We start from the raw sequence: 19,923 nt of genomic DNA on the forward strand, positions 1-19,923 counted from the left end.
CACCGGGTGTCGTCTGTCACCGTGGTAGTGCACAGAGTGACGTTATCTGTTACGTCTGACGTTTACGAGTTAGTTGTGGTCTCGTGTGCCAGAAGCCACTTCTTCACGTCGAGGCCCCACCGGTACCCGCGCAGGGTGCCGTCGGTGCCGACGACCCGGTGGCACGGCACGAACAGCGCGATGGCGTTGCGGGCGCAGGCGCTCGCGGCTGCCCGGATCGCACCCGGCCGGCCCGCCAGCTCGGCGAGCTCGGTGTACGTCACCGGCTGCCCCGGCTTGACGGTCCGTAGCGTGGCCCAGGAATGCCCGAGGAACGCCCCACCGGTGTGCTGCTCCACTCGCACCTCGTCGATCGCCGCCACGTCACCGTCTAGATAGGACCTGAGAGCAACGGTCACCGGTCCCAGGTGCGGGCGGGCGCGTGGCTGTGCGCGAAGGCTCGGATGTACCAGCCGGAGCAGCTCCGGCACGTCGGTGGTGAAGCCCGCCGCGCGGACCGCGTTGTCGTCGCTCGCCAGGATCGTGAATGGGCCGGCAGGTGTATCTGCGGTCGTCATGTGCATTTTCTTCTCCATATTTCATGACCTCCACAGTCTGATCAGGGCGTACGAGCGCCACGGCCGCCAGCGGGTCGCGTACGCGTCGAGCGCCTTCGGGTCGTCGGGGATGCCGAGCGCCTCCGCGCCCCGGCGGATCCCCAGGTCGGTCGGGAGGAATGTGTCCGGGTCGCCGATGCCGCGCATGGCCACGTAGCCGGCGGTCCACGCTCCGATGCCGGGTAGGGCGGTAAGCCCGGCGACCGCCGACTCCCGGTCGGCCCCCGGGTCCAGGTGCAGGCCGCCCGCCACCGCCTCGGCGAGCGCGCGGATCGTCGCTCGCCTGGCCGCCGGCATCCGGAACGCCTCGTCCGGCAACTCCAGCACCTGCTCGGGCGACGGGAACGGCGTGAGCTCATCAGGTCTGGTGGGCACCAGGCTGGTCAGGATGCGGCGCGCGGCCGGTACCGAAATCTGCTGGCCGACGACGGCCCGGACCGCCATCTCCCAGCCGTCCACTGACCGCGGCACGCGAACGCCCGGCTCCTTCGCGATAGCCGGCGCCAGCGCCTCGTCCGCCGCGAGCGTCGCGTCCACGGCGACGGGGTCGGCGTCCAGGTCGAGGAGCCGGCGGCAGCGCGCCACCGCGGGCGCCAGGTCGCGCACGTCCGTCAGGCGCAGCCGCGCGGCGACGTACTCCGGCTGCGGCGTGAGCGTGACCGTGGCGGTGCCGTGCGGCAGCCGCAGCGCCCGCTGGTACGTGGTCGCGTCGACCTCCTCGACGCCCGGGATCGCCCGCAACGCGAGGAACTCCAGCAGCGACGCGGCGTGCAGCGGCGGCCGGTACGCCAGCCGGAGCGCGACGGTGCCCGCCTCGACGGCCCGGCGGGCACCGGGCTTGCGCAGCTGTGAAGGTGCGGCGCCGTACACCTCCCGGATCGTCTCGTTGAACTGCCGCACGCTGCCGAACCCGGCCGCGAACGCGATCTCGGCCAGCCCCAGGTCGGTCGTCTCTATCAGGATGCGGGCCGTCTGCGCCCGTTGCGCCCGGGCCAGCGCCAGCGGGCCGGCGCCCAACTCGGCCGTCAGCATCCGGTGCAGGTGCCGCTCGGTGTACCCGAGCCGGCTCGCCAGCCCCGGCACGCCGTCCCGGTCGACCACGCCGTCGCCGATCAGCCGCATCGCGCGCCCGACCAGGTCGGCCCGCGCGTCCCACTCCGGCGAGCCCGGTGCCGCGTCCGGGCGGCACCTGCGACACGCCCGGAAGCCCGCGCGCTGCGCCGCCGCGGCCGACGGGTAGAACTGGACGTTCGGCCGCTTCGGCGTCACCGCCGGGCAGGACGGTTTGCAATAAATCCCCGTCGAGGTCACCGCGGTGTAGAACCACCCGTCGAACCGCTGGTCGCGGCTGTCGACGGCCCGGTAGCACCGCTCGAAATCGAGTTCCACGCCATCGATCCTGCCCCAGGACGAGGGGTATGGCTGGCGGATTTCGGACGTGGCCGTGATGGCGAGCGCGCGAGCCACCCGAGCGGAGCGAGGGCATCGGACTCAGGCGCGTAGACTCGCGGTCCGTGAGTCTCACCATCGGGATCGTCGGCCTGCCGAACGTCGGCAAGAGCACGCTCTTCAACGCCCTGACAAAAAACGACGTGCTGGCGGCGAACTACCCGTTCGCCACGATCGAGCCGAACGTCGGCGTCGTCGGGCTGCCCGATGCGCGGCTGGAAAAGCTCGCCGAGATCTTCGAATCGCAGAAGGTGATCCCGGCCCCGGTGTCGTTCGTCGACATCGCGGGCCTGGTGCGCGGCGCTTCCAAGGGGCAGGGCCGGGGCAACGCCTTCCTGGCCAACATCCGCGACGCGTCGGCGATCTGCCAGGTCGTGCGCGCGTTCTCCGACCCCAACGTGGTGCACGTCGACGGCAAGGTCTCGCCGGCCGACGACATCGAGACGATCAACACCGAGCTGATCCTGGCCGACCTCCAGACGCTGGACAAGGCGCTGCCCCGCCTCGAAAAGGAGGCGCGCGCCCGCAAGGACCGGGCCGGGATCGTCGCCGCGGCATCCGCTGCCGCCAACCTGCTCAATGGGGGCACGACGCTGTACGCGGGCGCGGCCGCCGCCGGCATTGACGTCGAGGAGCTGCGCGAGCTGCACCTGCTGACCGGGAAGCCGTTCCTCTACGTCTTCAACGTCGACGAGGAAGAGCTGGCCAACGCCGAATTCCTCGACGAGATGCGGGCCCTGGTCGCCCCGGCCGAGGCGGTCTTCATGGACGCCAAAATCGAGTCGGAGCTGATCGACCTGCCCGAGGAGGAGGCCCGCGAGCTGCTGGAGTCGATCGGCCAGCCGGAGCCGGGCCTGCACCAGCTCATCCGCGTCGGCTTCCGCACCCTGGGGCTCCAGACGTACCTGACGGCTGGCCCGAAGGAGGCGCGGGCCTGGACGATCCCGGTCGGCGCGACGGCACCCGAGGCTGCCGGGGTCATCCACTCGGACTTCCAGCGCGGCTTCATCAAGGCCGAGACCGTTTCGTACGACGACCTGATCGCGGCGGGCTCGATGGCCGCGGCGAAGGCGGCCGGCAAGGTGCGCATGGAGGGCAAGGACTACGTCATGAAGGACGGCGATGTAGTGGAGTTCCGCTTCAACGTCTGACGGGCTGGCTACTCGGTGCCGGTGACCTTGCGATAGGCGTCTTCGATGCGTGCGGCGAGCGTGACCTCGCCCTCGGTGATCACATCGCCCTCGCAGGCGCTCACCCGGATCTGGGTGCGCCCGTCGAGGCGCCGGATCTCCGGACGGATGTGCAACGCATCAGCGACGACCTTGATACGCTCGGTGAGCGCAGCGTGTTGGGCGTCATCGAGGACCAAGGTGCGCTTGATCTGGCAACCCTCGCGAGCCCAGCCGCCCAGTAGGGTCAGAGCGTCGCTGAGATAGTCGCGGTCCGCCCTGCTGCCCCACAGAGCACGCATACGCCACACCTCCCAGGCGTCGTTGCCGGCTTGTGGCCAAATCGTCGCCATCTCGTCATCGTTCGGTGTCCACCAGTCTTGCCGCTAACCGGCTGGTGTGTCCACGCCCACAATTCCGTCTTCTGGTGTCCTACAGGACGGCTCCGGTACCCAAATTTCGATTTGATCTGGAAGGCTGGTCGGCCGTGCACACCGAACGGGCGAACCAAAGGATCATCGTCGGCGCCGCGATCATCGTAAATGGCCGCGTACTGGGCTGTGCTCGCTCCGATCCGCCCGAAGTAGCCGGAATGTGGGAGTTTCCAGGCGGCAAGGTCGAGCCCGGCGAGTCGGACATCGAGGCGCTCGTACGTGAATGTGAGGAAGAACTCGGCATTCTCGTCGCCGTCGGCGAGCGGGTCGGCCAAGACGTTCTCCTCGCGCACGGTCGAGCCGTGCTGCGTGTGTACGCCGCGCGGCTGCTCGGCGACGCCCAGCCACAGGCACTCGAACACGCCGAGTTGCGCTGGCTCGGCCCGGACGAGCTGGACTCCGTGGCCTGGCTGCCGGCCGACGCGCCGATCGTCAAAGCACTGCACCCTATGTTGCTTGACCTGTCACGCTCGGCCTGAAACCGACTGGATCCTCGTCGAGAAGCCGTGTGAGGCCAGCCCGTCGCCGTCCCGCCACAGCTCGAAGCCAGCCTCCACGCCACTCAGATACCACCAGTCCCGGATGTACCCGCGGCTCACCGCGTCGCTGGTGAACGCCCGCAGGTCGAGGTCGCGCACCCACGTGGTGGGGCTGGTGCGCACGTACACGACGTGGTTCCAGTCCCAGTTGGCGTAGGAGACGTCCCAGGTTGCGCCGGCGATCGGCACGTCGCGTGCGACCACCGTGCCCTTCGGGCGGGCGCCTGCCGTGTGGTCCAGCCAGATCATCAGCTCGGCGCCGTCCGGGCTGCGGTTGGCGTCTTCGGTGGTGTGGAACCAGAGGTCGTACGCCGCGTTCCACTCGCCGGGCGCGTTGTTGCGGCTGAAGCTCCAGCTGCTGGTCGCGGTGCGCAGGTTGGACACCTGCGCCGGCAGCTCGCTCTTGGCGGTGCAGTCGCCCCAGTGGCAGCCGGAGTAGACGGCTGGGTACGCCGCGACGTTCTCACCGTTGTCGTGGTCCGAGCGGACCACCTGGAACGCCCCGGTGCCCGGGTCGACGTGAAGGCACTGCGTGGACTCGGCGCCCCAGACGTTCGACATCACGACGTACCGGTTGTCGTCGGCCCGCACCGTGCCCTGGCACAGCTGTGTGGACTCGGCGGTGTCGGAAGGGGCGGCGGTGACGCCGTACGTGGCAGCGAGCCCGCCGAGTGCGACGAGCACGCTGAGGAACGTGAGCAGACGAGCGCGCTTCATTGGCGAAGCTCCCTAGCGCGGGTGCGACGCATGCGGCGACGCACCGGGACGCGGGTGCGCTGCCACTCGGCGACCCGCCCGGAATCGGCTCCCGGGCGATGATACGCGTCGATAAAATAAACGCGCGCCCCCTGGTAGGGGGCGCGCGCTGCGAATACGTGGTTACTTGTCCCGGTCGGGGTGGGCGTAGTTCAGGCTGCCGGGCGGCAACGGGAACGTCACGTCCTCACCGAACGGCGACGGGCCACCCGCACGGTCGAACGCGATTTCGGAGATCGGCAGCTTGCCGTCCTCGCCCACCGGCGCGGTTTGCGGATGTGGGATCTCGCGGTGCCAGTTGACGCCGCGCTTCACCTCCGCCGCGTCGCTGTGGTCGCCGCGCGGCGGCAGACCACTCTCACCCAGCTCGCCACGCACGGTCGCCGGCACGGCGCCCGTCTCGTCCAGCTGATCACGACGGAAGATCTTGCGTCCCAACCACACGATCGGATCGTACCGGCGGTCGACGACGCGCTCCTTCATGGGGATGATCGCGTTGTCTGTGATCGTGATGTGCTCGGGGCAGACCTCGGTGCAGCACTTGGTGATGTTGCAGTACCCGAGGCCCATGGACGCCTGCGCGTACTCCTTGCGGTCGGCGTTGGCGTCCAGCGGGTGCATGTCGAGCTCGGCGGCGCGGATGAAGTACCGCGGACCGGAGAACGCCCTCTTGTTCTCCTCGTGGTCACGGACCACGTGGCACACGTTCTGGCACAGGAAGCACTCGATGCACTTGCGGAATTCCTGCGAGCGCTCCACGTCGACCTGCTGCATCCGGTATTCGCCCGGGGCGACGCCTTCCGGCGGTACGAACGCGGGCGTCTCGCGCGCCTTCTGGTAGTTGAAGGTCACGTCGGTGACCAGGTCACGGATGACCGGGAACGTGCGCAGCGGCGTGACGGTGACCGTCTCGTTCTCCTCGAACGTGGACATCCGCGTCATGCAACCCAGCCGCGGCATGCCGTTGATCTCCATCGAGCAGGAGCCGCACTTGCCCGCCTTGCAGTTCCACCGGCAGGCGAGGTCGGGCGTCTGCGTGGCCTGGAGCCGGTGGATGATGTCGAGGACGACCTCGCCCTCGTTGACCTCCACCTGGTAGTCCTGCAGGTCCCCGCCGGTCTCGTCGCCCCGCCAGACCCGGAAGTGACGCTTCGCGCCCATCTACTTAGCCTCCTCAGCCAGCGCGTCGAACTCGGCGAGCTCTTCGTCGGTCAGGTACTTGGCCAGCTCAGCCCGGTCGAAGAGCTGGATCAGCTCGGCACGCATCCGCGGCACCGGCTTGTGCTCCAGCCGCACCTTCTCGCCGTCGAGCGAGCAGACCAGGTTTACCCGGCGCCAGTCGGGGCGCATCGAGGGGAAGTCTTCGCGGGTGTGGCCGCCGCGCGACTCCTCGCGCTCCAGCGCCGCCTTGGCCGTGCACTCCGACACCACGAGCATGTTGCGCAGGTCGAGCGCCAGGTGCCAGCCCGGGTTGTACTTGCGGCCGCCCGCCGCGCTCACCTTTGCCACGCGGTCGCGCAGCTCGGCGAGACGGACCAGCGAGTCTTCGAGCTCGGCCTTGCGGCGGATGATGCCCACCAGGTCGCCCATGACCGCCTGCAGGTCCTGCTGGAGCGTGTACGGGTTTTCCCCGCCGTCGCGCTCCAGCGGGGCCAGGGCGGTCTCCACGGCGGTCTCGAGGTCGTGCGTCGACACCTTCGGCCGTGCGGTCAGCGCGTCGGCGTACGCCGACGCGTGCTCGCCCGCCCGCTTGCCGAACACCAGCAGGTCACTCAGCGAGTTGCCGCCCAGCCGGTTGGAGCCGTGCATACCGCCGGACACCTCGCCGGCCGCGAACAGGCCTTGCACGGTGCCCGCCGCGGCGGCCGTGTCGGGGTCGACTTCGACACCGCCCATCACGTAGTGGCAGGTCGGCCCGACCTCCATCGCCTGCTTCGTGATGTCGACGTCGGCCAGTTCCTTGAACTGGTGGTACATCGACGGCAGCCGCTTGCGGATGACCTCGGCGGGCATGCGGGTGGAGACGTCGAGGAAGACGCCGCCGGCGGGGGAGCCGCGGCCCGCCTTGACCTCGGAGTTGATGGCTCGGGCCACCTCGTCGCGAGGCAGCAGCTCCGGTGGGCGCCGGTTGTTGTCCGGATCGGTGTACCAGCGGTCCGCCTCCTCCTCGGTCTCCGCGTACTGCTTGCGGAAGACGTCGGGGACGTAGTCGAACATGAACCGCTTGCCGTCCGAGTTCTTCAGCACGCCACCGTCACCGCGCACCGACTCGGTGACCAGGATGCCCTTGACCGAGGGCGGCCACACCATGCCGGTCGGGTGGAACTGGAGGAACTCCATGTTGATGAGCGTGGCGCCGGACCGCAGCGCGAGCGCGTGCCCGTCGCCGGTGTACTCCCAGGAGTTCGAGGTCACCTTGTACGACTTGCCGACGCCGCCGGTGGCGAGCACGATCGCCGGCGCCTCGAAGAGCACGAACTCGCCGGACTCCCGGTAGTACCCGAACGCGCCGGCGACCTTGTTGCCGTCCAGCAGCAGCTCGGTGATCGTGGTCTCGGCGAAGACCCGGATGCGGGCGTCGTAGTCGCCGAACTCGCGCTTGTCCTCCTGCTGCAGCGAGACGATCTTCTGCTGCAGCGTGCGGATCAGCTCCAGGCCCGTGCGGTCGCCGACGTGCGCCAGCCGCGGGTACTCGTGGCCGCCGAAGTTGCGCTGCGAGATCTTGCCGTCATTGGTGCGGTCGAACAGCGCGCCGTAGGTCTCCAGCTCCCAGATCCGGCTGGGCGACTCCTTGGCGTGCAGCTCGGCCATCCGGAAGTTGTTGAGGAACTTCCCTCCACGCATGGTGTCGCGGAAGTGCACCATCCAGTTGTCTTTGCTGTTGACGTTGCCCATCGCGGCAGCCGCGCCGCCCTCGGCCATGACGGTGTGCGCCTTGCCGAACAGCGACTTGGAGATGATCGCGGTCTTCTTGCCGGCGAGCCGAGCTTCGATCGCGGCGCGCAGGCCGGCACCGCCGGCGCCGATGACGACGACGTCGTAGTGGTGTCGTTCAATTCGGGTAGCCATATCAGTGCCCTCAGTTGATGAACCGCAGGTCGCCGAACCAGCCGGCGGCGAGTGCCATGATGTAGAAGTCGGTCAGCGCGAGCGTGCCCAGCGTGATCCAGGCGAGCTGCATGTGCCGGACGTTCAGCTTCGACACGAACGTCCAGAACCGGTAGCGCACCGGGTGCCTGGAGAAGTGCTTGAGCCGCCCGCCGGCGATGTGGCGGCAGGAGTGGCACGACAGCGTGTATGCCCACAGCATCACCACGTTGAGGACGAGGATCACGTTGCCGAGCCCGAAGCCGAAGCCCTCAGGGCTGTGGAACGCCAGGATCGCGTCGTACGTGTTGATCACCGAGATGATGCCGGCGGCGTAGAACGCATAGCGGTGGGCGTTCTGGAAGATTAGCGGGAAACGCGTCTCGCCGCTGTAGGTCTTGTGGCCGTCCGGCACCGCACAGGCCGGCGGCGACGCCCAGAAGGACCGGTAGTAGGCCTTCCGGTAGTAGTAGCAGGTCAGCCGGAACAGCAGCAGGAACGGCAGGCTGAACGCCGCCTCTGGCACCACCCACCAGCCGGGCAGGTAGGTGCCGAAATGCGCCGCCTCGGGCACGCACCGGTCGGTGATGCAGGGCGAGTAGAACGGCGTCAGGTAGTGGTACTCGTCGACCCAGTACCACTTGTGCATGAAGACCCGGACGGTGGCGTACGCGACCCACCCGCCGAGCCCGACCACCGTGATTAACGGGGCCAACCGCCAGTTGTCGGTGCGCAACGTCTTCGCCGCAATAGCGGCGCGAGCGCGCGCCCCTCCCGGCCTCGTTGCCGTAGTGGTCATCCTTTACGTCTCCCTAACGGCGCAACCGCGTCGATTTTCGGCTACACGTTACGCCGGGCCGTGCGGGTGGCCTGCAAGGGAGTCCTACCTACTGCCGTCCGGTCACAGGTCGGGGCCGGCCAGACGCCGGATCGCGCCACCGCACGAGTCCGGCGAGTCGTCTGTGAGGCGCTCGACGACCGGTGTGCCGTGCCGGCCCTGCGGCGCTACGAAGAACGCCGGCTCGCCGCCGCCAGCCTCCCGGTCGAGCGCGTCGGCGTAGGTGACCCGGGCATCGACGAGCTGGCGCCATGACTCGATCCAGTCACGCCAGTGCGCGTCCCGGTCTTCGCGGATCTGCTCCAGCTCGGTCAGGAACGGGCGGATCGCGGCGTTCTCCCCCCGTACGGCCGCGGCGCGCTGCCGCGAGTCGGCGGCTGCTCCGGGCGGGCTCAGCCGGTTGAGCCGCCGCTCCAGTTCCAGGCATGCCGCGTCGGTGCGCTCCACGCCCCGTTCGCTCTCGTCGATCCGGTCGGCGACCCGGCTGATCGCGTTGACGAACGCGATGCCGCCCACGCAGACCGCGACGACGAGCACGGCCAGCACCGAGCCCGCGATGATTAGGAACCGCCGTCGCCGGCGGTCCGCGCCGGTTGTGGGCTCGGAAGCGGGCGCGGGGGTGGGCGCGTCGTCCGTCACGAGGCTAAGTCAACCACCGTCGGGCCAGCGGGTCATCCCGAGGCACGCCTTGCCGTTGAATCCGTAGAGCGACAGGTTCTGTAGCACGTCGACCACGGCGGCCGGCTCCATCACCACCTCGTACCGGCCGGGCGGCAGCTCGATCGTCCCAGCGCCGGCCCGCGCCTTCGCTGCGGCCCGCGCCGCGCGCACCACGCCGTCCACATTGGACAGGGCCCGACGCGATCCGCGCGGTGCCGTCGGCGCCCTCGACCCGGGCGATCTGCTCCTCGCTCAACGTTCCACCGTCGACAGGAGCATCAACCCACCGTCCCACGGCGGCGCTGGGAGTACGAAGAACAACACCCCGGCCGCCATGCGAATGCGAACAAGACTTGCGATATCGGCGAGTCGGACTACTGTCGATCTCCAGGAGGCATCGGCGTCGATCGTTGAAGTGGGGGAACATGGGCGGGTCGAAGGCGTCCGACGAGATGGTGAGGATCAGCCCGGTCGGGTGGGTGGCCGAGCAGGCCCGGCTGTACGAGGAGTCCGGAGGGACGGAAGGGACCATCGCAAGCGGTGCGCCGTGCCTGCTGCTGGACTATCGCGGCCGCCGAAGCGGCGGCTGGCACCGTACCGTCCTGATCTACGCGCGGGACGCCGGGTCATATCTGATCGTTGGGTCCAACGGCGGCGCAGACAAACATCCGCTGTGGTACCACAGCATCGTGGCGGATCCGGACGTACGGCTCCGCGTGGGGACGGCACGTTTCCCGGCCCGGGCGGAGGCGCTGTCGCCGGAAGAGAAGGCGCGGGTATGGCCGTACCTGGTCGAGGTGTTCGGCCAGTGGGATCAATATCAGCAGCGTACGGCCCGCGACATCCCTGTCGTCCGGCTACATCCCATGACCGACGGTGGGCGCCATGAGTCGTCGTAACAGGCCCGCCGAGCTAGGCCTTCGCCTTCAACAGTTCCGTGACCCCATCCCCGTGACGAAACCTTCCACCCCCGGTGATGAACAGGTGCCGCGACCCTCAGACCCTGATCCGTGCTCTATCCCACCCCAGAATTACGCGGAACCCGAGGGATGGGCTCGTCCACCCTTGACATCTGGTGACGGTGGCCCGCACCACATTCGATGTGCCATCCACTGTGGACGAGCCCGCGCGTTCGGGTCGTCGCCGGGGCTCACCGGCACACAGCTTGAACAGGCAATGGCCGCGCCGCGCCGGCGAGGCAGTCAGTATCCGTAAGTGTCGCGTGAGCGATGCGAAAGCGTCGGCAGGTACCATCAGCTTCAATACGAAGATGCCAATGTGACGTTGCCTCGGACTTGTCCGCGTGGTGCTGAAACGGCTACGGCTACCGGAGCTGGTCGCCCATACGACGGCGGGTGGGGCTTAGCGCCACCGGCATGAGGGATACCGGAGGTGGTTCGCAGCTTCATTTCGCCGTCAGCCTGATCGATAAGCTCGGTCAGCGAGACGCCATGCCCCTGATCGTCACTGATCCGGCTTACTCGGCGGCTTTCATCGCTAACTTCAAAATCCGCGAACCTGTCGATCAGCCAAAATGTGCACATCTACCGAACCAACGGCGACACAACATCGCCCGCGCCACCCGACGCGCCAACCGCCGCCGCACGACCTCATCACCGCCGTGACCAGCGACTACCCGAGAACGCAGTGACCTGCCCAGGCAGGCAAAGGAGCTTGTTCGCAAGCGTGTTAGGCGAGACACCGATCCCACCAGGTTCCACACCGCCGACCAGCAGGTTCGCCCTGATCCGTCGCCCAGAACCCCCATTAGCTGCGGAATCCAGTTGGCCGTTGGCCGAGTGCGGCACGCCGGGAAGCCACGCTTCCGCGTGCATTCGCCGGGCGGGCACGGTCTAGACGACCCGGGGACAAACTGACCATCCGACGAGGTTGCTTTTTCGTGATTAGTCCGCCGAAAATACGGACACGTCACATTGACGGTGGCGTGGAGCACTCGCGGGGACACATCGCCATGAATCAGAAGGACAGAACCGGCCAGCTAGACCGGGCGTTCGAGCGGTTGGCCTACCTTCGCGCCGAGGTTGAGCCACCTATCGACGAGTCCGAGGTCGTTGCTGACCTCGGCAACGACGACACCACGCTGAGCATCGCCGACAGGTGGGCTAGGCCCGGTTCGACCATCAGGCGTCGGGGATGGGCTTGCCGGGGGAGGTGGGCGGGGTCTGTGCGTTCCGGCGCGGCTTCCTAGCGATATCGCGGGGCTACCGGTCGCGGCTGGATCTGCCGGCCGGATGCCCTCGTGGTGACATCGGCGGATACCTCGAACTTTCACGGGGGGAAACTTGAATACGACAGGTTTCGGGCCGGGTGATTTCGGCGTCGGAGACGTCACGGAGGAGGCCGGATTCGCACAGCTGCTGCGGTCGCTGCGGGAACGGGCCTGCTTGACCCAGGAGCAGTTGGCGGAGCGCTCTGACGTGAGCATCCGGGCGATTTCCGACCTCGAACGTGGCCGGACCAAACGACCGCGTCACCGCTCGGTCGCGCTGCTGGCCGAGGCGCTGCGGATCGAGGGCGACCAGCTGGAGAGGTTCCGCCGGTTGGCGAGGCGCCGGGTCCGCACCGAGCCGCTACGAGTCGTCCCATCCGGCGGCGGCGTGCGGTCGCTGGCCCCGCCGCCATCGGCCCCACCGTCACAACACGTGTTGGAGCGGTTGGGCGAGGTGATGGCACAGATCTTCGTTGAGGAGCCGGCCAGGCTGGAACAGGCGGCCGGGCCCACTCGCCGCCCATCCCGGGTCGTCGAACTGGTCGGTGCGCCAGGAAGTGGCACGACGGCCGTCGCCGTGCATGTCGCTTCCCTGCTGCGGCAGCACTTCCCCGACGGACAGTTCTACGTCGATGCCTGTTCGAACGACCCCACCAGCTTCCTGCTGCGGTTGGCGCGGGTACTCGGTATCACCGCTGAGACCAGGGCGACCTGTTCGATCAACAACGCGACCCCCGCCGGTGCTGAGACAGCTCGCGACTGGACTAGCCGACTACGCTACGCCCTGCACACCCATCGCGCCCTGCTGGTGCTGGACAACGTCGCGGACGGCGCCTGCCTTCGGCCGATCCTTCCGGCGATCGGTATGTGCGCGCTGATCGTGATCACACCGCGCCGACTCGCGCTCTGCGACGGCGTCTGGACGATCGACGTCCCGGACTTCGACGAGGCACTACTGCTCGCGGGTTGACTGGGCAAACGCGCACTACCGTCGGACTGGCGCCGCGGAGCGCCCCGTCGTACAGCGGTTGAAGGGCTGGGTCCGGGTCTGGCTGGTCACATGCGGCGTGTCGGCGTGAGCGTCGATGAGGGTGGTTCAGTGCCGGCGGTATGAGGCACGCCGGTAGTGGTGGTCTGTCCGCAGCCGGGCGGGTCAAGCGGGAACAGGTACGGATGCGGGCGGCGTGGATGTTCGCCGTCGAGTGCCGGCAACGCAGGTCGCGGGCGGCTATGGGTGTCGACGAAGTCGACCGAGGCAACTGTGCCATGCGGACCTGGCCCCTCATGTGGTGGTTCGCCGCGCATCCGGGCCGGCGGGAGGAGGACGTGCTGCTGAAGTTGCCGATCAAACTGCCAGTGAGTTGCAGGTTAGTTGCCGGTCAATCTCCTGTTCTTCTGACCGACGGTGGTCTTGACTATCCGGTAGGCGTCAGGGAACGAGTCCGTATGAAGCGACTACTGACAGCGCCGATTGCGGCTTGCCGGTCACCCTATCCGTCAACGTGATCAATGAGAGTTTGATATTTCGTCGGATCCTTCCTGCCATTTGCAGCAATCTCGAGTCCACGTCGGACTTCGGGTAACCTATCGCAAGGAGGTCTCATGAAAAACAACGACACGCTCGGCGAACTGCACGTAACGGAGATGGGTGAATCGCAGGTCAACGGCGCCACTGCGGTCAAGTACAACTACCTCACCCAGAACGCGGACAATGCAATTGGTGAAGTTCGCAGTGCGGAGCGCTCCGCTGCCCGGGAGGCTGCCCCCGGCTCTCGCTGATTAACCAGCCGGCGAGAACTCAGAATCCAGCCGTAAGCTCCGGCGCCGCCAAGAAAGAACGGAGGCGCCGGAGCGCGGGAATAGGGATACGACCCAGACCTGGACGGATGGCGTGGATCTTCTGCTGCTACTCCCGCCAATGTCGGAAGCGACCTTCTTTCCGTATCTCAGCCTGCCGTACCTCGCCGGTCATGTTCGCCGGTCCGGCTACAGCGCGCACCAGGTCGACCTGGGCATCGAGATGATTCATCGGCTGCTCGACGGTCCGGCTCTCACGCACGAGGTGCGCGGCCTTGATGAGGCGCACGACGTGCACAGCTGGTATCAGGCGGCCGTTGCCGACGCCGCGCTTCAGTTTCGCGGGGAGCTTCGTGACTTCGTCCTCAGGAAGCACCCGGCCCATACCCTCGGCGCCACGCGGGCGGTGGAGTTGGCCCGGCGGTCGACCCGGCTCATCCTGCAACGCTCGGCGCTGTCACGCGTGTGGGACGCCTTTGATGCGCTTGACGAGGAGGCGCTGCGGCTGTCCGAAGCCGAGGTCGGATCGCTCGATGTCGCCACTCGAACACTGCGCGACCTGCTGACGGATGCACTTGACCAGTCTGTTCCGCGGGCCGTCGGCATTTCCGTCCCCTTCTTCAGCCAGTTGCTGCCCGCACTGCTGATTGCGCTGTGGGTCCGTCGGCTGAGCCCCGGCGTGCGCATCTGCCTCGGCGGACAACAGGTCATGCTGCGACATGACGACCTGGCGGGGATGGCTTCGGTCCGCACCGCGGTGGATGCCCTGTGCATCACGGCGGGCGAAGAACCGCTCGAACGCTGGCTCGCTCATCTCACGGGAACGGCAGTACGGCATGACGTGCCGGGAATGAGGTGGGTGAGCACCGGAGGGGCGACCGCCCCCGGCCGAGCGCCCACTCTGCATTTCAAGGACCTGGGTGCGCCCGACTACGACGGACTGAAGGTGCTGTCCTACCTGACGGAGAGCGCAGCCGTGTCCGTGGTCTCCTGCGTCGGGTGTTACTGGGGCCGCTGCATCTTCTGCTCCTATGGCAACCGGTCACTTGACCACGGCGCATATCAACAGGCCTCCCCGGGGCAACTCGCGGACGCGATCTGCGAAACCGTCCGAAGTACCGGAATCAGATTCGTCACCATCGTCGACGAGAATTCGAATCTGCGACTGGTCGTCAAGGCCATGCGACTGGTGCGGGGAAGAGGCCTGGAGGTTCACTTCAACACCCGGAACCGGCTGGAACCGGTGCTGCTCGACCCGAACTTCTGCAAGGAACTGGCCGAACTGGGTTGCGACGGAATGGCGATCGGCTACGAAGGGGTTTCGCAGCGACTGCTCGACAAGCTGGACAAAGGTGTCGAGGCTGCTGACTTCCAGACGATTATGGACAACCTTGCGGCGGTGAATATTCGCATCAATTTTTCCATAATGGGCGGGCTCTTGGACGAGACTGAGGACGAGCATGAAGCGTCCGTCCGTTTTCTTGAACGGAACCGCGGCCGTTTCGGCGTCGACGTGGTCGAACTGCTGATAGCCGAGCCCGGCACCCGACTCAGCGCCGATCCGCGAGACTTCGGGGTGGTTCTGGACGCCTCCGCGCGCTTTGCCGATAACCGGGAGCTTAATTATCTGAGCGGCCGGGTCGGGGTACGCCACGCGGTGATTGGCGGACTTCGACGTACCGACGCCCTGCAACGGGTGAAGGCCACGGTGAGTCGCATCTCCACCATCATCGGCGCGCCGGCCGAATCCGCTGCGGAACCCCTCGCTGCGCTGCGTCCGCACCCTTGGATCCGATCCGCGCCGAATCGACTGAGTCCGGACGCCACGGTCCTCCTGGTGGCAGATCCGATCCGGGAGAAGGTATATCAGCTGCCGAAACGGCATGTGTCGCAGGCCGTCGAGCGGGGCGGAGTTCTGATTGCCAACACCGAGCCGGGCAGGTCGCTGCTCGGTCAACTTCTTGCTGCGGACCTCGGCGTCGTGGCGGACGAACAAATTCCGAACGTCGGTCTTCAGTGTGAAGGAGTCGCTTGGTGTACGTAAAATTGATCAATATGCCTTGGGCCTCCATTCAATTCCCGTCCTTGGCTCTGGGGATCCTGAGGCAACGCGTCACTGACGAGTTCCCGGCCAGTCGGATCGAGACCGTGCACGCCAATCTGGACTTTCTGGACTGGATTACGGAACGGGTTGGCGTGACGCCGGAGCAGCACAATTTCTGCTGGACCTCCTACTTCACCGGCTTCAGCGAATGGATCTTCTCCTCGGCACTGTACGGGGATCAGCAATGGCGAAACGAAGAGTTCGCCGATCTCGTCGCCGGGTCGGTCAGCGAGGAAATGCTCGCATTGGGGCGACAGTTGCATGCCCTGGCTCCCGAGTATGTCGCCGAACTTGTCGGCCGCATCCTCCACGACCGGCCCGACGTCGTCGGATTCTCTACGACGTTCGCGCAGAACAGTGCCGTGCTCGCCGCCGCCAAGCTCATCAAGCAGATGGCACCGGAGGTCGTAACGGTGCTCGGCGGAGGCAATTGCGATGGCCCGCAGGGCGCCGCGCTTCACCGCTGCTTCCCGTTCGTCGACTATGTCAACCGTGGCGAAGGTGAGGTGTCCTTCACCCGGCTCCTCACCTGCCTCGCCGACAAGTCGGAGCCCATCGACATTCCCGGTCTCTGCTGGCGCGACGCAGCGGGAACATCACATGCCAACGCCATGCTGGCGGCGCCCCTGCCGGCTTCAGCCCTGGTGACGCCCGACTACACCGACTACTTCGAGCAACACGCGAAGTCCCGCGCGGGCTCCTGGGCCGAACCCCACCTGGTGGCCGAGAGCTCGCGCGGCTGCTGGTGGGGGCAGAAGCACCATTGCACCTTCTGCGGACTCAACGGCTCCTTCATGGAATTCCGCAGCAAAGGCCCGGACGAGTTCGTCACCGAAATCTGCGCGATGGCCGAACGGCACCAGGTGCTCAATGTCGCAGTTGCCGACAACATCATGGATATGAGTTATCTGCGGTCGGCCGTACCAAAGCTGGCGGCGACCGGATACGACTTCCGGATCAGCTACGAGATCAAATCAAACATGCGCCGGGAACAGCTGGCAGCTCTCGTCGCCGCCGGCATTTACTACGTGCAACCCGGCATCGAAAATCTCAGCAGCCATGTTCTGCGGCTCATGGACAAAGGCGTATCGGGCTGCCACAACGTCCGCATGTTGCGAGATGCCGAATCAGTCGGCCTCAGCGTCGCCTGGAACTACCTCTACGGTTTTCCGGGCGAGACAGAACAGGATTACGACGAAGCGATAGGTCAGTTTCCAGCTCTTCAACACCTCCAGCCGCCGGACGCGGCCACCCGCATAGCCATCGAACGCTTCAGCCCTTACTTCAACCGTCCGGATCTCGGCTTCGACAACTTGCGACCCGCGGCTCATTACGCGGTGATCTACGATCTTCCGGAGGCAGAGCTGCGCGACCTGGCCTATGTCTTCGACACCGCGCACCGGGGCATATCAGTCGAGCATGGAAAACGACTGGAGAAGGCGGTGGATACCTGGCAACACGAGTTCGCTCAAGGCCGGTTGACCCAATGTGACCTGGGTGGCTCCATCGTTCTGAGCAATACTCGGCCCGGTTTCGCCTGGCGTACCTTGCGGATCGACGAGCCCTGGGAGATTGCGGCTTTTCGGCTGCTGGACCAACCACATACGCGAGCGGCGCTGACGAGCAAGCTTCTCGCCGGGGTCCATCGCGTCACCGCAGCCGAGGTGTCGACACTCCTTCACGAGTGGCGCATGTTGGGCCTGCTTTTCGAGGACGCCGATCAGGTCGTTCATGTCGTGCCGCACGACGCCAACCAGGACCTGATGCGTTGCGTGGTCGGCGACGACGCCCCGGCCTTGGTGCCCGCCCTACTCCAGCGCACGGGACGAGCACCCGAGACCGACGTACGGACGACGCTGCGGTGCTGGCGGGGGCGGGACGACGGGGCCCTGGCGGACGACGACATGTATCTAGGCGAGGTGCGGTATGCGGATGATCCCGTCCAGATCGCGTCGGACCTGTTCGCAAAAGGTGCGCTCCATGTCGCTCTGCCCGGTCCGGTCGTCATCGGCCAGGCGGACCAGACCCGCGAACGCGAGAACGTCCGCATGCTTACGCATGTGAGGGAGTTCACCGGTCGCGGGATCTCGGTCGACTGGGAGTTGGATCTCGGCCCCGAAGCCGGGCAATGGCAGCTGTTCAGTCATCTGTATCCTCCGCGTTCCCTGGCCGGAGACGACGGTGCTGCCATTCTCGATCAGTGGCGCCGCTCCTGGCACATGAACAAATGCGGCTACCGGCGTGGCGCGGGGTTCATCGAAATCGTCGACTCGCGGCGCGGAACGCAACGACGCATCCTCATGCGTAAAACGCAGGAGGAGAAGTTGGCTTCGCTGCTCAGAGGCGCCACCCGTTCGGACTTCGGAACGGCGGAGATCGAGGCGTTCATCCAGGCAGGCCTGGTTCACCGAATCAATGAACTCTTGTGGTGGATGCCCGCTCGTATCACTCGATGGCCAGTCGTACGGTGACGCTTCAAAGGGGCCGAATGTCCAATTCCGATATCACGTTGAAGGACCTGGCCGATTTAGCAACACCGATGGCCGTCAGAGTTGCCGTCACTCTGCGCATCGCCCACCGGATAGCGGCGGGGCGGCGGTTGATCAAGGAACTGGCCGATGATGTGGACGCCAAGGCCGACCTGTTGGAGCGAGTGCTTCTCCACCTGGTATCTGTCGGGCTGTTCCACCGAGATGATCTCGGTGCATTCAGTTTGACGCCGCTGGGCGAACAGATGCTCGTCGAGAGTGGCCCCGGTGCCACGCCGCCATGGTTGGACCTGGGTAGCGCGCTGGGGCGGGCCGAAATGTCGTTCACCCGGCTTCTTGAAACGGTGATGACCGGCGAAGTCGCTTACACCGCTCAGTACGGCAGGACCTTCTGGGAGGATCTCGACGGGAATCCATCGTGGAGTGCCCAGTTCGATGCCGCGTTGGCCCGTGGAATGGAGCGAAGGGCGCGTGAAGTCGCGCAGGCATATGACTGGGCGGCGCTCGGCGAGGTGGTCGACATCGGTGGCGGCGACGGAACACTTCTCGTGGCTTTGCTGCGAGCGCACCCCGCGCTACGGGGCACAGTGGTGGATCGTTCACCCGAACCCGCGAAGCGCACCCTCCAGGAAGCCGGACTGAGCGAACGAGCGAACGTGGTCGCCGGGAGCTTCTTCGAACCGCTGCCGCGCGGCGCCGGCGGATACGTCCTGTCACGGATTCAAAGCAACTGGAGCGATGCGGACCTGCGGACCATCCTGAGCCGGTGCGCCGAGGCGTCGGGGGCTGGCGGGAAAGTCATAGTCATCGACGAGTTGGTTGCCGATGTCGCCGTGGCAACGGAAAGTGACCTTCGCATGTTGGTCTACTTCGGTGGCAGGGAGCGCACCGCTGCACATGTCCGTGATGTGGCGGCGGACGTCGGCCTGTCGTTGGAGTCACTCCTCGTGGTGGGCGACTGGACCATCCTGGAACTGGAAAGCTGAGGGAGGAGAGTCCTATGTGGAAGAGTCACAAGACGCAGTTTTGGCTGCGCGGAGAGCGGCCTGAGAAGCCGGTCCGTTTTGACGAGTCGGCGGGCCTCTGGCATGTCTACGGCTATCCGGAGGTGCAGGCGATCCTGGCTGATCCCGGAACGTTCTCCTCCGATGTTCTGCGGATCACTCCCGAACATCGCCGGCCCAGGATCGAGGGCAAGGACGTGTCCATGGACGGGATGATCACCCTGATGGACCCTCCCGAGCACACCAAACTACGGAAGTTGATTAGTGGTGCGTTCGCCCCTAAGGTCGTGGCCGGTCTTGAACCCCAGATCGCGGCTCTTACCAACGAACTGCTCGATCAGGTCGACACGGACTGGATGGATTTTGTCGAGGTCTTGGCATTCCCGCTGCCGTCCATCGTGGTCTGTGACATGCTCGGCATCCCCAGGGAGGACCGCGATCTGTTCCAGAAGTGGGGCGCTGGGATGTTCGAGCGTGACCATGAGCCCTCGCAACTCGAACAAAGTGCGGAGCGGGAGCAGGAGGTCGAAAAGCACGCGGACAGCTTGCTGCAATTCCGGGCCTATGTCGCTGAACATGCTGCAGAGCGCCGCAAGAGGCCGCGCGAGGATCTGCTTACCGCGCTGGTCGAATCGCCACTGACCGACGATCAGGCGGTCAACTTCGCATCTGCCCTGTTGATTGCCGGACACCTCAATACCTTCATGATGCTCGGCAACACCGTCCTTTGCCTGGACGCGTTTCCCGAGGTGCAGGACCGGGTCCGGGCCG

19 protein-coding genes are annotated in these 19,923 nt (G+C 66.4%); 10 read left to right on the top strand and 9 right to left on the bottom strand.

The features are described 5' to 3' along the window. Window positions 1-62: 62 nt before the first annotated feature. Window positions 63-563 carry a methylated-DNA--[protein]-cysteine S-methyltransferase gene (locus V6V89_RS03210; RefSeq protein WP_334617389.1) on the bottom strand — a complete coding sequence of 167 codons (501 nt, stop codon included), beginning with the start codon at window positions 561-563 and terminating at the stop codon, window positions 63-65. A 15-nt stretch (window positions 564-578) separates the two neighbouring features. Next, window positions 579-1,985 carry an AlkA N-terminal domain-containing protein gene (locus V6V89_RS03215; protein WP_334617390.1) on the bottom strand — a complete coding sequence of 469 codons (1,407 nt, stop codon included), beginning with the start codon at window positions 1,983-1,985 and terminating at the stop codon, window positions 579-581. Window positions 1,986-2,110: 125 nt separating this feature from the next. Here V6V89_RS03215 and ychF point away from each other — a divergent pair, with 125 nt between their 5' ends. Next, window positions 2,111-3,196, top strand: coding sequence for a redox-regulated ATPase YchF (gene ychF, locus V6V89_RS03220; RefSeq protein ID WP_334617391.1), 1,086 nt, complete (start codon window positions 2,111-2,113; stop codon window positions 3,194-3,196). Between the two features lie 8 nt (window positions 3,197-3,204). On the opposite strand, the gene V6V89_RS03225 is transcribed toward ychF, so the two are convergent. Further along, window positions 3,205-3,516, bottom strand: a complete 312-nt coding sequence (locus V6V89_RS03225) for a 4a-hydroxytetrahydrobiopterin dehydratase (RefSeq protein ID WP_334617415.1) — start codon at window positions 3,514-3,516, stop codon at window positions 3,205-3,207. A 212-nt stretch (window positions 3,517-3,728) separates the two neighbouring features. Between V6V89_RS03225 and V6V89_RS03230 the strand changes: the two genes are divergently transcribed. Then, a complete protein-coding gene (locus V6V89_RS03230; protein WP_334617416.1) occupies window positions 3,729-4,127 on the top strand; it encodes a (deoxy)nucleoside triphosphate pyrophosphohydrolase in 399 nt (132 codons plus the stop codon). Here V6V89_RS03230 and V6V89_RS03235 read toward each other — a convergent pair. The 6 genes from V6V89_RS03235 to V6V89_RS03260 all read right to left on the bottom strand — a co-directional run bounded on the left by V6V89_RS03235 (window position 4,113) and on the right by V6V89_RS03260 (window position 9,702). Further along, window positions 4,113-4,904, bottom strand: a complete 792-nt coding sequence (locus tag V6V89_RS03235) for a GH12 family glycosyl hydrolase domain-containing protein (RefSeq protein WP_334617392.1) — start codon at window positions 4,902-4,904, stop codon at window positions 4,113-4,115. The two genes, V6V89_RS03230 and V6V89_RS03235, sit on opposite strands and share 15 nt — an antisense overlap. 162 nt (window positions 4,905-5,066) lie before the next feature. Beyond that, complete coding sequence (locus V6V89_RS03240; protein WP_334617393.1) at window positions 5,067-6,104, bottom strand: succinate dehydrogenase/fumarate reductase iron-sulfur subunit; 1,038 nt, start codon at window positions 6,102-6,104, stop codon at window positions 5,067-5,069. Further along, window positions 6,105-8,012, bottom strand: coding sequence for a fumarate reductase/succinate dehydrogenase flavoprotein subunit (locus V6V89_RS03245; RefSeq protein WP_334617394.1), 1,908 nt, complete (start codon window positions 8,010-8,012; stop codon window positions 6,105-6,107). 10 nt (window positions 8,013-8,022) lie between these two features. Continuing rightward, window positions 8,023-8,829, bottom strand: coding sequence for a hypothetical protein (locus V6V89_RS03250; protein WP_334617395.1), 807 nt, complete (start codon window positions 8,827-8,829; stop codon window positions 8,023-8,025). 102 nt (window positions 8,830-8,931) lie between these two features. Then, the gene (locus tag V6V89_RS03255; RefSeq protein ID WP_334617396.1) at window positions 8,932-9,507 is read right to left on the bottom strand and encodes a hypothetical protein; all 576 of its coding nucleotides are present in this window, start codon (window positions 9,505-9,507) and stop codon (window positions 8,932-8,934) included. A 9-nt stretch (window positions 9,508-9,516) separates the two neighbouring features. After that, window positions 9,517-9,702 (bottom strand): hypothetical protein, encoded by a 186-nt coding sequence (locus tag V6V89_RS03260; RefSeq protein ID WP_442935055.1) that lies wholly within the window; start codon window positions 9,700-9,702, stop codon window positions 9,517-9,519. Between the two features lie 251 nt (window positions 9,703-9,953). Here V6V89_RS03260 and V6V89_RS03265 point away from each other — a divergent pair, with 251 nt between their 5' ends. The 8 genes from V6V89_RS03265 to V6V89_RS03300 form a co-directional block, all read left to right on the top strand. After that, on the top strand, window positions 9,954-10,427 hold the full coding sequence (locus tag V6V89_RS03265) for a nitroreductase family deazaflavin-dependent oxidoreductase (protein ID WP_334617397.1): 474 nt from the start codon (window positions 9,954-9,956) through the stop codon (window positions 10,425-10,427). A gap of 477 nt (window positions 10,428-10,904) precedes the next feature. After that, window positions 10,905-11,153 carry a hypothetical protein gene (locus V6V89_RS03270; protein ID WP_334617398.1) on the top strand — a complete coding sequence of 83 codons (249 nt, stop codon included), beginning with the start codon at window positions 10,905-10,907 and terminating at the stop codon, window positions 11,151-11,153. 678 nt (window positions 11,154-11,831) lie between these two features. Further along, the gene (locus V6V89_RS03275) at window positions 11,832-12,728 is read left to right on the top strand and encodes a helix-turn-helix domain-containing protein (protein ID WP_334617399.1); all 897 of its coding nucleotides are present in this window, start codon (window positions 11,832-11,834) and stop codon (window positions 12,726-12,728) included. A 632-nt stretch (window positions 12,729-13,360) separates the two neighbouring features. Continuing rightward, window positions 13,361-13,537, top strand: a complete 177-nt coding sequence (locus V6V89_RS03280) for a hypothetical protein (RefSeq protein WP_334617400.1) — start codon at window positions 13,361-13,363, stop codon at window positions 13,535-13,537. Window positions 13,538-13,649: 112 nt separating this feature from the next. After that, window positions 13,650-15,599: a B12-binding domain-containing radical SAM protein gene (locus tag V6V89_RS03285; protein WP_334617401.1), complete on the top strand. Its 1,950-nt coding sequence runs from the start codon at window positions 13,650-13,652 to the stop codon at window positions 15,597-15,599. Next, window positions 15,590-18,130, top strand: a complete 2,541-nt coding sequence (locus V6V89_RS03290) for a RiPP maturation radical SAM C-methyltransferase (RefSeq protein WP_334617402.1) — start codon at window positions 15,590-15,592, stop codon at window positions 18,128-18,130. The genes V6V89_RS03285 and V6V89_RS03290 overlap by 10 nt, the downstream gene beginning before the upstream one ends. 17 nt (window positions 18,131-18,147) lie before the next feature. After that, window positions 18,148-19,134 (top strand): methyltransferase, encoded by a 987-nt coding sequence (locus tag V6V89_RS03295; protein ID WP_334617403.1) that lies wholly within the window; start codon window positions 18,148-18,150, stop codon window positions 19,132-19,134. A gap of 14 nt (window positions 19,135-19,148) precedes the next feature. Continuing rightward, the coding region (locus V6V89_RS03300) for a cytochrome P450 (RefSeq protein ID WP_334617404.1) at window positions 19,149-19,923 on the top strand (775 nt) is incomplete at its 3' end.

This window comes from Micromonospora sp. CPCC 206061, from assembly GCF_036906915.1.
In the GTDB taxonomy this organism is placed as follows: domain Bacteria; phylum Actinomycetota; class Actinomycetes; order Mycobacteriales; family Micromonosporaceae; genus Phytohabitans.